Raw genomic sequence first — 14,248 nt, 5'->3', positions numbered from 1 at the left:
GAAAAACACTGACATTGATTATAGAAAAGCCTTCTTGCCCGTATGATACCCAAACCCTCCCATAGGTTTCTCTCTGTTTTACTCGTTCCACTGGTGAGCGGGTGTACATTTCGGGGGGCGCCTTCCTTCCCTATAGTTGGCGCTTATTTTCCTGCTTGGATGATGTGCGGGTTAACGGGTATTGCGGTCGCACTTATTCTGCGCGTTATATTCCTTCTAACGGGAATTGATGCTCTTTTGAGCTTTCGCCTTTTTACCTATGTTGCTTTGGGTGTTCTTACTGCCTTGGCATTATGGGGCTTTGTGTTTGGGCCGGGTTAATGCAGCACGTGCGTATTTCAGGCAAAAAGCCCTTAGGTATTCTTATTGCGGTTACCTGTATTGGAGCAGCAACCCTATTAGGCGTTGTTGTTGCCCATAAAAGCAATAAATATCCAAGCTCTGACAGCGCAAGCATTGATGCGGAACTGGTGCATGTTGCCTCCACCGTAGGGGGGCGGTTGATCGACCTGCGGGTTCACGTCAACCAACATGTTCATAAAGGCAACGTATTGTATCGTCTGGATCCGGAGCCTTATTTGCTAACTGTAAGGCAGGCAGAAGCCAATCTGGAACTGGCAAACGCTGAGGTGGAAAACCAGAAGCGGCTTGTTGGTGTTAAAACCGCCCATGCTGCTGTAGCTACAGATCAGATTGCCCGCGCCCAAACAAACCGCGATCTTGCCGCCCGCACCACAGAACGCCTGAAACCATTGGCCGGGAAAGCCTATATTCCGTGGCAGGAATACGATCAGGCACGAGTAGCGCTGCATAATGCTGAAGTTTCATTGGCGCAGGCTCACCAACAATCTGTTGCGGCAGATATGGCGGTGGGTGACCTTAAAAGTTCTTTGGCGGCACAGGCGGCAAGTCAGGCCGCGCTGGAGCATGCACGTTATGAACTCCGCCAGACAACGGTAATCGCCCCTACAGATGGATATGTAACGAGTTTACAAGTCAAACCCGGTGAGGTTCTGGCACCATCACAAGTGCTGTTTACCTTGATTGCAAACGATGCGTGGTACGTTACAGCCCCCATCCGTGAAATTAACCTTTCCTCCATCCACGCGGGCGATTGTGTCACGGTTTATTCCATGATCAATCGACATACGCCCTTGCGTGGACATGTAGAAAGCATTGGCTGGGGCATTATGTCTGCCGATACAACCATTCTTGCCCGCGCGCTTCCTATTGTGCCACGCCAGATGGATTGGGTGCATGTTGCCCAGCGTTTTCCTGTACGTATCCAGATAGACGATATCCGGCCCGAAGTGTTGCGTATGGGGGCCACTGCTAATGTTGAGATCCGGTATGGTGCCGCCTGCCACTGATCCCTCCCCCCAGCAAGGTGAGCAAGATAGGAAGAGTTTTCCTAAACTCACGCTCTCCCGCATATGGGCGCTGGTGTGTAATCCTGCTCCCGGCCGCCTTGGTTATGCTCTGCGCATGGCAGCAGGATGCACAACCACGGTATTAGTTGGGGAAATCTGGCAAGTGCCTGATCTGGCTGTGCCTGCTCTTGTTACCATGGCCTTGTGGCAGAAAGACCGCGTTACAAATGCTTTGGCGGCAATTGGTCTTAACATCATTATCCTTTTTCTGTTGGCCTTTGTTTACGGGCTTATCCGGCTTACGCTGGATCATCCACTTTGGCTGATTATTGTTATTGCGCTGCTCTCTTTTGGATTTTTCTTTCTAGGTTCAGCCAGCAAACTCAAACCTGTGGCTTATATGCTTGGGCTGATTATTGTTTACGCTCTTATTGCCATTGATCAGGTTCCCGTAGGTGAAATTGTTACCCGCGCCATACTGTATGCAGACCTTTTTCTGGCTGTGCCCGGGGCGGTTATGGTTGTGCTCGGGCTTCTTATCTGCCCCTCACCCAAAACGCTTCTTACAAAAGGCATAACGGAACGCCTTAAGCTTTCCATTTCCTTATTACAAAACCCAGATCCTACATTGCTGGATCATGCAAGCAGCCTTCTCAACACAGGGGCTTCTGAGATGATGCGCAATGTAAAAATGGCCAAGCTGGAAAAAATCTGGTCACCGCAGGATCTGGCCTGCCTGCAACAAGCCGCAAATGCCAGCGTGGCTGTGCTGGCTCTCTCACTCAACGCGGCACGGTCAAGAGCAACCGCGTCCGCTGAATTGCTGAACACGCTTAATGAAATGGCAACCATCTTCGCGCGTGGAGATTATCCTACCAATATTACTCCCCCTACAAACCCTGAGAAATGCACAACACTGCGAACCCTGGCCTCGTTTCTGCCAACCTTCACCACGCCGGTTACTGTAGAATCTGAAAAGCCTGAAAAGAGTTCAGGATTTTTCTTTCCTGATGCATTTCGCAATCCTGACCATATTCGCTTTGCTGTGAAAGGCACAGCAGCGGTTATGAGCAGTTATCTTTTATTCAAAATGCTGGACTGGCCAGGTATTCACACCTGTATCATTACATGTTTTATTGTTGCCCTCCCCACTACGGGCGAGATGATATCTAAATTAACGCTACGTATTACCGGTGCCCTTATTGGTGGGGCTATTGGTATTTTAAGTATTATTTGGGTTATGCCGCACCTTGATGGCGTAACAGGATTTCTGGTTCTTATTTTTAGTGTGTCTCTTCTGGCTGCATGGGTCAAAGCAGGCAATCAACGTATTGCTTATGCCGGGTTTCAGATCGGCCTTGCCTTCTATCTGACCGATCTGAACGGCTATGGCCCAACAAGTGATATGACAACAGCGCGAGACCGCATTGTCGGGATTATGATTGGTAATTTTATTACGTACGCCATTTTCACCAGTTTCTGGCCTGCAAGTGCCCGCAATATGGTGCCCGCAAAGCTGAAAGCTCTCTTCCAGCTTTTACGCAAACAGGCAACAGCTCCCACACTCCAGCAACGAGAGGCCCTGTTTGCGCAAGCTCAAAGTGCTTTAGACGCCGCAAAACTTACACTGGAATATACCCAGACGGAGCCAGCAAATCCGGGCGCAGATACCCAGCAACTCCAGAACCAATTGGCCACATGGCATAACACATTGATACAAGCAGACCATTTAGCTACCACCTTGCTGGAAGATACCCCAGCGCACACCACCGCACATATCGAACAACTGGAACGCAACGCACAATGACCCATGCCTCTTTCCGTCTTGTTGCCTGTTGTGCAGCTATGATGCTTTGTGGATGTGCAACGCAGGAACTGGAAACAGCCCCTTCCCAGCCCAACACACCATGGGAACCAAATCTTTCTGCTAATGGTGAAATCAAACCCGGGCGTGCAAATGCTCACGGCCTGGTTCTACCTCCGGGCTATACGCTACCATCCAACAAGCAGATTGAAATACGCCCGGCTGATACTGCCATGACAACACAGGCTGGCCATGCTTACAGTCTGGCTGAACTGATTGACATCGCCCAATCCACCAACCCCGATACACGCCGGGCATGGGATACTGCACGAGATGCCGCATTAGCCGTAGGCATAGCCAAAAGCACGTATCTTCCACGCCTTACGGCAACTGTCGTGGGCGGTTACAACCGCGCACGCAATAATGGGGATACCCCTAGCATCAGCAATGGTGGCGCTGCGGGAGAAATCTTTAATGGTGGGGTTACCAATTTTAATAACCTTATTGGGGGTATGCGTAATTCGCGCTCAGGTGCCGGGGAAATTCAAACATTAGGGTTAGAATGGCTGCTTTTTGATTTTGGTAAGCGAGAAGCAATACTTGCTGCCGTTCAGCAAGCCCAGATTGGCGCAAATATTCTATTCACCGCAGAACACCAAAAAATTATCTACAGCGTTACGATCGCTTTTTATACACATGCTGCCGCCGTATCCCGCGTGCATTTTCTGGAGAAAGCACTAGAAAACGCCAAACGCGTGCAAGAAGCTGCGCAAGCGCGCCTTAAACATGGGCAAGGCACTATTGTAGATGTGACACAAGCCCAACAGGCTACAGCCCAAACAGAACTCCGCCTTGTTCAGGCACAAGGTGATGTTGAAAACACGTATCTGGAACTCGTTAACGCAATCGGCATTTCACCCCGCACACATTTTGAAACAGAAAACGTATCTGGCAGGCCTTTGGCTTTAGATGATACCCGGTTGAGTGATGCCTTTATTCAGCAGGCTGTTTCTCGGCGCGCAGATGTTCTTGCAGCATATGCCCATGCAAAAGCCGCCAGAAGCCAGGTTGCGGCCGCTAAAAGCGAATTTCTACCCAAGATTTTTGTAACCGGAAACGTGGCCTATACAACCGGCCATTTAGCACTTTCTTCTGTGCCGGGAGTAGGCAGTGATTCCTCCCCTACTCTCAACCTCTCCTCCAATTCTCTAAGCAGCGTGATCCTTGGTGGTGTTTCCGTGCCGATTTTTGATGGAGGCATGCGTGCTGCACAACTTAAGCAGGCGCAGGATCAAGCAGATAGCGCTAACGCCGCCTTGCAAAAAACGGTTGATTCATCCGTCAAACAAATTGTGGTAGCTGAAAACGCGTTACACACAAGCCTGACGGCTTATGCATCTTCCGCCAAGCTGGAAACAGCCGCACAAACGGCTTTTGATGCCGCATATGCTGCCTACCGCAATGGTGTTGGGTCTATTGTACAAACATCCATGGCTGAAAATGGCTTGGTAGATGCAACGCTCAGCCATTCCGATGCCTATTACGCCGCACTTATTGCAGCGGCTGGGTTGGCATTCGGCACTGGTGCGCTTGACCATAGCACACCAGAATATCAGCCTTATTAAGCCCTGCCTGTATCCGCCAAGTTTATGCAGCAGGCTCTAGTTCTGCCACTTTTGCCGGAACCTGTACTGCTGGGGCATGCCAACGCCCTTCATCTACATCTTTAATTTCTTTATCAATTTCGCGCACCACCTGCCGTGAAAATGGGCCGAGATGTAAATAAAGCGCGCTCGTCATAACTACGTAAGGTATTGCCTTGGGGTTATGTAGGCCACAATCAAGCATCATGCGCCAGAACTGTTTGGCTGTTCCGGGGCCAGCACGATGAATACGGAAAAGCAAGCGTGCAAAGCTACGCAAATCACCACGGATCATTTTATGGGCGCGCGTACGCTTAAGCATCCTCCCCATCCGACGGACGCGGCCAAAATATGCAACAGGATTATAAATTTCTGCCAGCACAGTTCTGTAATCATTCAACACATCGCGGCGTGGGCGGTTTGTTGCAAAATTTAGCCCCGCCGTGCACTGATCTCCAGATTGCGTCTGCTCACCCCCAGAAAACAGTCGCCCCTCTGCCAGCAGGCGCCGCGTAAGCTGAGTTGTCGGCAAAGCGTATAGCAATCCGACCATGCAAACCGGAATGGCTGTATCTTCAATACAATCCACCATTCCTGCGGCAACACTGCCCTTTTCGCTATCAAAGCCAACAATAAAACCAGCATTTACAAAAATGCCGGCTTCATGAATTTTGGTAATGCTTTCTTGCAGGCTGCGCCGGGTGTTCTGCTTTTTCTGCGTCATCACCAGCGTATCTGTATCGGGGCTTTCAATCCCGATAAATACAGCAAAGAAATTTGTTTCTGCCAGACCACGCAACAAATCTGTGTCGTCAGCAAGGTTAATGGATGCTTCGGTTGAAAACTCAAACGGAAATTTCTTCTTATTCTGCCAGAGTTTCAAGTCCGGCAAAAACTTCTTGAGCGCCTTTTTATTGCCAATCAGATTATCATCAACAAAATCCACATGCCCCCGATACCCAAGAGCATATAGTGCATCCAGTTCAGCCAGAACCTGCGCGTTTGTTTTGGTCCGCGGTACGCGGCCATAAAGTTCAATAATATCGCAGAACTCGCAGCTGAACGGACACCCGCGTGAAAACTGAATACCTACATGTAGGTACTGGTCCAGCTTTAACAGATCAAAGCGCGGTAGAGGGCTTTTGGTAACGTCTGTTTTGCCCATAGGAGCCTTAAAGACGCCATGCGTATCTCCCCTACGCCAAGCTGTTATGAAATCAATCATGATTTCTTCAGCTTCACCCAGAACCTGAAAATTTGCCGCGCTATACAAATCTGGGCTGGATGTCACATCCGGGCCGCCTACCACCACAGGCTTATTATTGGCGCGGCACATTTCTATAATGCGCAGGGCATCATTTCTCTGGGGGAGCATTCCGCCGGTCATCACCATATCAGCCCAGGCGAAATCATCATCCGTCAGAAGCTCGGTGTTCCGGTTCACCAGCTTGACCTCCCAGTTTTTAGGAAGCAGCGCTGCAACCGTAATCAAACCAAGAGGAGCCGCCGGATAACGTGCCCCGGCCAGATCACAGGCCTCTTTGTAATTCCAGAACGAACTGGCATTAAAAAGCGGGAAGATCATCAAGACCTTGCAGCTATCAGTCGTCACAGAGATATCCTTTGATTGAATAGCTGATCACAATCAAAGAGGACGACATCTCGCTCTCTTCGACGGCGCACAGCCCCCTGCAGGGCTTGGTTTGTTATGGAGGGTGAATGCTCTGGACACCTTCCATATGGGCGCCGTATCTGAGAGCAAAGGGCGGCAAGAGCCAGCAAAAGGTCGTTACACGACCTTTCATCTGAGTGAACACTGCTTATACGCTCAAGAGCGCATATATTGCAAATCAATCACTGTTCCAGAAGAAAATGACATACCAAGGGACTGATCTCCTCGGTATGAAATTTCCAATCTGGAACGCTTGCGCTTTACAACTCACATAAAAATTACAAATTTACTGCGGCAAATTCTTTGCCAATCTCAGATGTTCTTCAAGCGTTGGCACCGTGCTGGCTGCCCACTTTTTCAAAGCGGGGTTATCCCCATTTTTTGCATAACGCTGAAAAAGTGAGAGAGCATTTTCATGCGCCGTTATCTGATCTTCCCGGTACTGCCGCACAAAACTTTCACCATGAAGACCGTGAAGCGTATCAAGCTTTTTTTGACTTGATTCATCAACATCAACCGGTAGCGTATTGTTCATGTTGTTATCACTCACAATCTGCTTCAGCTCTGCTGATGTTTTGTGGTGATCTTCTATCATTTTAGATGCAAAATCTTTAAGAGAAGGTTCTGAAAGTGCTTGCTGGCTAGATTGAATTTCGAAAATATCACTCCATACAGCACCTTGAATAAAATCCTCTGTTTTAGGGGCTATTCCCATTGCAGAATTAATACCTGTCCGTTCTGGTAAGGATTCTGCAAATGCTGGCGCAGCAACACATAAAGCCGCAACAAGAAAGTACATCTTTTTCATTAGTATTGTCCTTTTGGAGGCGGTGATTTTCTTGCAAAAAAGATAAATCCGCACAGTGCGCAATGTGTTGAACGGCACCCTTTACTAAAGGTTTCATGCCACCAAAGAACAATTTCTCTGTTAAATAATTTTTATTTACAAAATAACTTTTGAAATTTTGGAAACTTTGTTTTCCAAAAGAAAATCTCGGCTTCATGCGCAATAGACCATTGCGCACCTAAAAAAGCCGGATGCAGCAAAGCAACATCCGGCACCTCTAACAGCAGTATCTTCTTATCTGGCCCTATCAGAGATCAGCACTTACCGAAAACTTAAATGTTTCTGGATCACCCATAACCAGATCGCTCTGATAAACAGAGGCCCAATAGCGTTGATTTCCAACGTTATCGACTTCAAACCGGGCCGTAAGAGGCTTGTTATGCACAAGGAAAGTATAACGTGCCCCCAGATCAAACCGAGACCATGCAGGCAGATGTGCTGAATTTACGTTATTGAACTGCTGCTTGCCAGTGCTGACCACACGGCCCACAAGCGTTAGCCCTTTTACAAAGGGGACATCGTATTCCAGATTGCCGTTAATTGTATAATTTGGAACACCAATAACGGTCTTGCCATTATATTCCCCACCCGCTGTATGCACCTGCTTGGCATCAATCAGCGTGAGACCTCCATTAAACCGCAGCCCACGCAGGATTTCCCCGTTGAATGTCAGTTCCATACCCCGGTTTCTCTGCTTACCACTTTGGGTATAGATAGATTCACCCGTATCTCCGTAAGGTTCTGTCATACCATACGGCATGGATGTCTGGAAAAATGCGACGCCAGCAGAAAAACGGCCCACATCATACTTGGCACCGACCTCGTACTGCGTGCTTTGATACGGCGCAAAGGTTTGCCCTGCATTCACGTAAGTGGAACCAACAGTGGTGCCCGCAGAAAGCCCCTGGATACGGTTGAAATACAGCGCAAAATTCTTAACCGGATGCACAACAAGGCCGATAACGGGCGAAAAGGCTGAAGAATTATAATGTGAAAGCAGGCTACCACTTCCGTAATTATAGGAATCTGACAAGATATCCTGATAACGAAAGCCACCTGTCAATGCGATACGGTCGTGCCAGAACGTCATCGTATCAGACAAAAACAGGCTATACAGTTTGTTCCATGAAACGCGGCCCGGGTTGCGCAGGCTTCCTCCGGCATATGTTTCATTGGGCGTAAACTGTGTGGGATGATAAATGTTTCCAGATTCCCCTACCAAGCTCATGGCATAGGCTGCGTCTGATTCTTCCCAAATAGCAGAACCACCCGCATTGATTTCGTGCTTGATAAAGCCTGTGTTGACATGCGCACGCACACCAGCCTGCGTTGCCTCGTTCATAACATTATAGGCATCTGCCATAGCCCCCACAGATCCATCCCCTGTACGAGAATTGGTGAGTGTGGTTGTGGCGTAGTTACCCATTTCGTTCCCGCTCTGGGCACCAAATTTTGCGTAGGTGGTAATATGCTCGCCGAAATCATGCTCAATATTCAACGTGCCAAACAGATAAGAAAGATCTGTATAAGCCCAGCGCTGCCCCCAGTTTTTTGATGGAGATGTGGCTTTGGGTGTAGGCATATCGGTTGCAAGGCTGGAAACAATAATGGCGCTGCGCCCACCAAAAACCTGCTGTTTCTGGTAGTTCATGTTCATATTGATGCGCGTATCATCATTATGCCAATCAAAGGAACCACCAAGGGCAATATCATCATGCCGTTCACCCTTGATAGGCGTTTCCCCATCCATACCTGCGGCATTGAAGCGGAAACCATAAGCACGGTCTTTGCCAAACCGACGGCTTAGGTCAAAAGCGCCACCACCCTGCCCGCTGCTTGTATAATCACCTGTTACACGCGTGATATCGGTAGAAGCTGCACGTTTGGGAATAAGATTTACATTGCCGCCAATGGCAGATCCGCCCGGAGCCGCACCGTTCAAAAACGCGCTGGCACCATTGAGAACCTGAACTGAATCATAAAGTTGTGGTGAAACAAGCTGGCGGGGTGTCACACCATACAAGCCATCAATCGCAATATCATCGCCATACAGGGTAAAGCCACGTATCTGGAAAAGCTGAGCGTAGTTGCCATACCCCATTGTTGTGCGAACAGTGGGGTCATTCAACAAAACATCCCCAAGCGTTTGGGACTGCTGGTTGAGGATAAGGCTGGAATTATAGCTCCGTATATTAAACGGAACATCTAACCCCTTTTTATGCCCTAAAACTCCCAGGTCCCCTCCGTTGGTGACATACATGCGGTTGCTACGCGATGCTTTAACAACCAGATCTTCCTGCTTGGCAGCAACAGGAGCTGTTGTCTGCTTGTTTTGCCCTTGCTGCGCCTTTTTTGTCTGATCTGTATTTGGCTGTTTTTTAGCTGAAAGCGGCGCACGAACGGCCTTCTGTGACGATGCCACATCTTCTGCCTGCGCATAATCAGGAAAGAAAACGCCTTCTCCAATACCTGCAAGCAGGCTGGAAACACAAAGCGTATTCAAACAAAACACACGGAAACTCATAGTAAGGCTCACTGCATGGGAACGGCCAGCGCCTTATCAAGCAACTAAGAATAAATTGCAAGTACGTACTTCTATGAGTTTTCGTTGGGTCTCTCAGCAAAACAATACAAACATCGGCCGAATCAAAAAGGGGTAGGACAATGCCTACCCCCTCGCCAAAATTGATGGCTCTTATTGAACCCGAAGCAAGAATAGCGTGTATTATGCGGCTGGCCGCGCAGTTACCCCCAAACGATAACCTTCCCGCTGAAGCACTTTGATTGAATCCTCGGAATACTTTGCTACGAGAGATGAAACATCACCCGGCGCACACCAGAACCCTAAAGTGACCTGAATATTGGCAGGTTTGGGTAAAAAGGAAACCGAAGCAGCCGGATCTTTCAAGACCAGCGGATCTTGCTCTGTCAGCCCCAGCAAGAGCGTCCGTGCTTTATCAAGATCATCATTGTAATCAATCAGCAAACTGACTGAGCCCAAAAGCCGATCAGATTCCGAGCTGTTAATAACAATGTTGTTCGAGAGCGTTCCGTTGGGAACATAAATAATCTCGTGGTTTGCATCCAGCAGTACAGTGCGGAACATCTCAATGGATGTCACCGTGCCCGAGCTGCCACCTGCCGTAATGGAATCCCCTACCTTGAAGGGACGGAACAGCAGAATCAAAACACCGCCGGCAAAGTTTGCAAGGCTACCCTGCAACGCCATACCAACAGCCAAGCCTGCAGCACCCAACACGGCAACAAACGATGTTGTTGCAATTCCGACCATAGAGGCAACGCTGATCAGCAAAAGAGCTTTCAGGAACAGGCCGACAACACTGAGCAAAAACCCACGCAGCGTTGGTTCTATATGGCTGGCGGTCATCATCCGGCCCATTGCACGCGTTACTGCGTTAACAACTTTCCAGCCGACAAAAAGAACAATCAATGCCAGAACAAACTGGCTTACATACCCTAACAATACAGGCAATAGCCCGCTTAATTGCGCCCAAATTGAATGAACCTGATTTTCCATAATCATCCCTAAATCATATTTCGCGTTCGCTACACGGCAGCATGTAGCGCCCGCACCTTCCTGACATCGTAGGATATTTCACGACTATCCGTCATCATTATGGCCTGACTAAAATTTATACATATTGTTGTGAATTTGTTAACAATACATCACCATCGCACTAAAGCGCCCGGTCGCGCGTTTAGGTTCTGAGGCACATAGAGTCATAATCGTCTGCATATGCCTTCATGATATTGAAAGCATATGCATCTGTTCGGCACCAAAATCACACAACTGTGATCCGTATTTTATTATCCAGAGTGCAACGAACACGTTTCAAAGCAACGGGTATTATGGGTTCTGTCCCGTTACATGCCACACAACATTGCCAACATCATCAGCAACCAGCAATGCTCCTGAACGATCAAGCGCAAGCCCTACTGGCCGCCCATGCACATGCGCTTCGTCTGATGTTAAAAATCCCGTCAGCACATCAATGGGCATTCCTGCGGGCTGGCCATCAGCAAACGGCACATAGATAACTTTGTAGCCACTTTTAGGCCTACGGTTCCATGATCCATGTTGCGCCACAAACAAACCATGACGCCATGCATCAGGAAGTTGAGTGGCATCATGAGAAAACGCAATCCCGATGGAAGCTGTATGTGCCCCAACCGCGTAATCAGGCACAACAGCTTGCGCCACAAGATCCGGCCGCTGGGGTGAAACACGGCTATCAACATGCTGGCCGTAATAACTATAAGGCCAACCATAAAACGCACCTTCCTTCACGGCGGTAATGTAATCGGGCACAAGGTCACTGCCTATTTCATCACGCTCATTTACCGCCACCCACAGGGCGCCAGTATCTGGCTCAAAAGCCAAGCCATTGGGGTTACGCAGCCCGGTTGCATATGGGGTCAGCTTTCCTGTGGAGAGATCGAGTTTGTCTATCCGCGCCCGCCCTTCTTCAACCTCCATTCCGTTATCGGCAACGTTGCTGTTGGATCCGATAGTGACATACAAAAAGCTGCCATCTGGGCTGGCAAGCAAGTTTTTGGTCCAGTGATGATTATAGCCAGCAGGTAGGTCCACCACTTTGGTGCCGGGCGTCTTAATCTGCGTATCACCATCATGATAGGGAAAACGCAATATCTCATTGGCATTGGCGACATAAAGATCATTCCCTATGAGAGCCATTCCAAACGGAGAATAAAGATGATCCAGAAAAACCGTGCGCGTATCTACAGTTCCGTTTCCTGACGTATCACGCAGCAGAATAATTCGGTTCGGGCTGGCATCGCCCGCACCTGCCTTACCCATGACAAACCCGGCTATACGACTTTTAACGGTTTTAACATCTGTTTTGGGGGAGTTACTCTCAGCCACCAGAATGTCACCATTGGGTAACTTATAGAGCCATCGCGGGTGGTTCAGGTTCTTTGCATAAGCCGTAACTGCCAACCCTTGTGCGGGTGATGGGGCCTGCGTGCCCGACCATCCAACAGGCGTTGCAATATTAACCGTTGGAAACAAGGTATGGTTGGGTTTGGGAAGATCTGGACTAGGGCCAAACCCAGAAGCAACAGGTAGCACTGCTGCTTCTGGATGCAATAAAAGCTTCCACCCAGCAGCACTGATAACCGCAAGGCTCAGCACGCCAACGCCACCCCAGTACACCCATGTTTTCATAACATTCTCTCGGTTTTATGTTACGACCAAGATCATGCACTCAACAAAGAAACCTTTGCTCTATTTTTCGGAAGAAAAACCAAGAATAAAGCAAGCTTAAGCACAACAGCATGATCGTCTGGTCAATGCGTAGTGCCTGTGTAACATCCGAACATCTTGGCAGGTTCCACTATCTGCCACTTATATTACCTGCTTCACCCAATAATGGCGCCACCCATATATGTTGGGGTGGCGCATTTTTTATTTATGGGAACCAGCGCCGCCCGCACCGGTAAGCAATAAGATACAGGCCCATATACACAACGGGAATAAAGAAAATAATCCGTTCAAGATCACCCATCATGATCAGATTTCCTCATCGGATGAAAGGTTGGATTGGGCATCCAGCATTATAGCCCCTGCCCCAGAAATCAGAATGATCATGACCGTGCCAATCACCCACGCAAAATACCATGGCCCCTGGTCTCCCACAAACACGGCAAACAGTAGAGAGACCACAAGAACAACAGCCAGACCGGCCAGACGCAAAAGCTTTGTCATCACGACCTCACAATCAGTAGCTATGGGTATCGTTTACGACATCAGCGGTATGAACCTTCCCGCGCATGACGTAATAACACCAAGAAGTGTAAGACAGAATAATCGGCACAAAAATGGTGGCCACAGCCAGCATACACCCCAAGCCATATTCACTTGCGGTGCTGTTCCATACCGTCAGGCTTTGATCTGGCACGGTGGAAGACGGCATAAGAAATGGGAACATGGCACAACCCACTGTCATGATAGTACCAGCCCATGCACCCAAGCCTAACCACCAGGCCACCACAGTGCGACCAGCAACCAGCATGGCAGAACCTGCCAACATGCAGCTTACTCCCATAAGTGGCAGCACCCACAAAGCAGGATGATTGTGGAAATTATGCATCCATCCACCAGCAACCATAGCTACTGATTGCCCATGTAGTGGGTTTGCTGGCATGGCCGGATTAACCGGAGCCTGCATGACAAATCCCGGCAAAAACTGCATCCATATGCCACCGGCCACAAACAGGATGGCCGCAAATAGACCTCCGGCAATAGCGTAATGCCGTGCACGTGCCCAAATAGGGTTATCAGCCCGCAGCATTAGCATGGCCCCACCCTGATAAATGCTCAGACTGACGGACATAAGACCACACAAAATGGCAAAGGGATTGAGCAGATAAGACAGGAAGGATTCATCCTGATAATATTGTCCCGTCCAGCCAAAATGATATCCAACCCCTTCCAGAATATTCCCAAAGGCTGCACCGTAGATAAACATCGGCACAAAGCCTGAAACCAGAAACACCCAATCCCAGCTTGCACGCCACATTTTGCTATCTGCCTTGGAGCGATATTCAAATGCGACTGGGCGCAGGATCATACTGAACAGCAGCGTGATCATGACCACATAAAAAACTGAGAACGATGTACCGTAGAGCGTGGGAAAAGCGGCAAAAATTGCCCCTCCCCCCAAAATGAACCACACTTGGTTGCCATCCCAATGCGGGCCAATAATGTTAAGTGCCGTACGGCGTTCGGCATCATTACGCCCCACAAAGCGCAGCAATGTGCCAACCCCCATATCCATACCAACCATGGTACCAAGGCCAATAAACAGCACACCCAGCATAACGGCCCAGACTATCTTCAATATCGCGTAAAGTTCCATTTCACCGTTT

General features: G+C 49.0%; 11 protein-coding genes. 4 read left to right on the top strand and 7 right to left on the bottom strand.

The window, feature by feature from the left end:
- Positions 1-42: 42 nt before the first annotated feature.
- Genes FCN51_RS24655 through FCN51_RS24640 form a run of 4 tightly spaced genes read left to right on the top strand, consistent with a single transcriptional unit; the run spans position 43 to position 4,799 of the window.
- Positions 43-321, top strand: a complete 279-nt coding sequence (locus FCN51_RS24655) for a YtcA family lipoprotein (RefSeq protein ID WP_160257116.1) — start codon at positions 43-45, stop codon at positions 319-321.
- A complete protein-coding gene (gene mdtN, locus FCN51_RS24650) occupies positions 294-1,370 on the top strand; it encodes a multidrug transporter subunit MdtN (RefSeq protein WP_201762579.1) in 1,077 nt (358 codons plus the stop codon). The genes FCN51_RS24655 and mdtN overlap by 28 nt, the downstream gene beginning before the upstream one ends.
- The gene (locus FCN51_RS24645) at positions 1,351-3,177 is read left to right on the top strand and encodes an FUSC family protein (RefSeq protein ID WP_201762636.1); all 1,827 of its coding nucleotides are present in this window, start codon (positions 1,351-1,353) and stop codon (positions 3,175-3,177) included. The genes mdtN and FCN51_RS24645 overlap by 20 nt, the downstream gene beginning before the upstream one ends.
- Positions 3,174-4,799, top strand: coding sequence for a TolC family protein (locus FCN51_RS24640; RefSeq protein ID WP_160257114.1), 1,626 nt, complete (start codon positions 3,174-3,176; stop codon positions 4,797-4,799). Before FCN51_RS24645 ends, FCN51_RS24640 begins: the two co-directional genes overlap by 4 nt.
- 22 nt (positions 4,800-4,821) lie before the next feature.
- On the opposite strand, the gene FCN51_RS24635 is transcribed toward FCN51_RS24640, so the two are convergent.
- The 7 genes from FCN51_RS24635 to cydB form a co-directional block, all read right to left on the bottom strand.
- On the bottom strand, positions 4,822-6,429 hold the full coding sequence (locus FCN51_RS24635; RefSeq protein WP_201762578.1) for a B12-binding domain-containing radical SAM protein: 1,608 nt from the start codon (positions 6,427-6,429) through the stop codon (positions 4,822-4,824).
- A 346-nt stretch (positions 6,430-6,775) separates the two neighbouring features.
- Positions 6,776-7,297 carry a DUF4142 domain-containing protein gene (locus FCN51_RS24630; protein WP_035362229.1) on the bottom strand — a complete coding sequence of 174 codons (522 nt, stop codon included), beginning with the start codon at positions 7,295-7,297 and terminating at the stop codon, positions 6,776-6,778.
- Positions 7,298-7,583: 286 nt separating this feature from the next.
- Positions 7,584-9,860, bottom strand: coding sequence for a TonB-dependent receptor (locus FCN51_RS24625; RefSeq protein WP_020944056.1), 2,277 nt, complete (start codon positions 9,858-9,860; stop codon positions 7,584-7,586).
- Positions 9,861-10,061: 201 nt separating this feature from the next.
- Positions 10,062-10,880, bottom strand: coding sequence for a mechanosensitive ion channel family protein (locus FCN51_RS24620; protein ID WP_003630273.1), 819 nt, complete (start codon positions 10,878-10,880; stop codon positions 10,062-10,064).
- A 324-nt stretch (positions 10,881-11,204) separates the two neighbouring features.
- Entirely contained in the window at positions 11,205-12,545 is a 1,341-nt protein-coding gene (locus FCN51_RS24615) for a PQQ-dependent sugar dehydrogenase (RefSeq protein WP_160257113.1), read from the bottom strand.
- Between the two features lie 345 nt (positions 12,546-12,890).
- Positions 12,891-13,085 carry a hypothetical protein gene (locus FCN51_RS24610; RefSeq protein ID WP_019087756.1) on the bottom strand — a complete coding sequence of 65 codons (195 nt, stop codon included), beginning with the start codon at positions 13,083-13,085 and terminating at the stop codon, positions 12,891-12,893.
- A 13-nt stretch (positions 13,086-13,098) separates the two neighbouring features.
- Positions 13,099-14,238 carry a cytochrome d ubiquinol oxidase subunit II gene (cydB, locus tag FCN51_RS24605; RefSeq protein WP_160257112.1) on the bottom strand — a complete coding sequence of 380 codons (1,140 nt, stop codon included), beginning with the start codon at positions 14,236-14,238 and terminating at the stop codon, positions 13,099-13,101.
- Between the last annotated feature and the right edge of the window lie 10 nt (positions 14,239-14,248).

The sequence above is a fragment of the Acetobacter pasteurianus genome, from assembly GCF_009914215.2.
In the GTDB taxonomy this organism is placed as follows: domain Bacteria; phylum Pseudomonadota; class Alphaproteobacteria; order Acetobacterales; family Acetobacteraceae; genus Acetobacter; species Acetobacter pasteurianus.
Note: the sequence above shows the minus strand (reverse complement) of the source record. Positions and strands in the feature narration are given on the sequence as shown.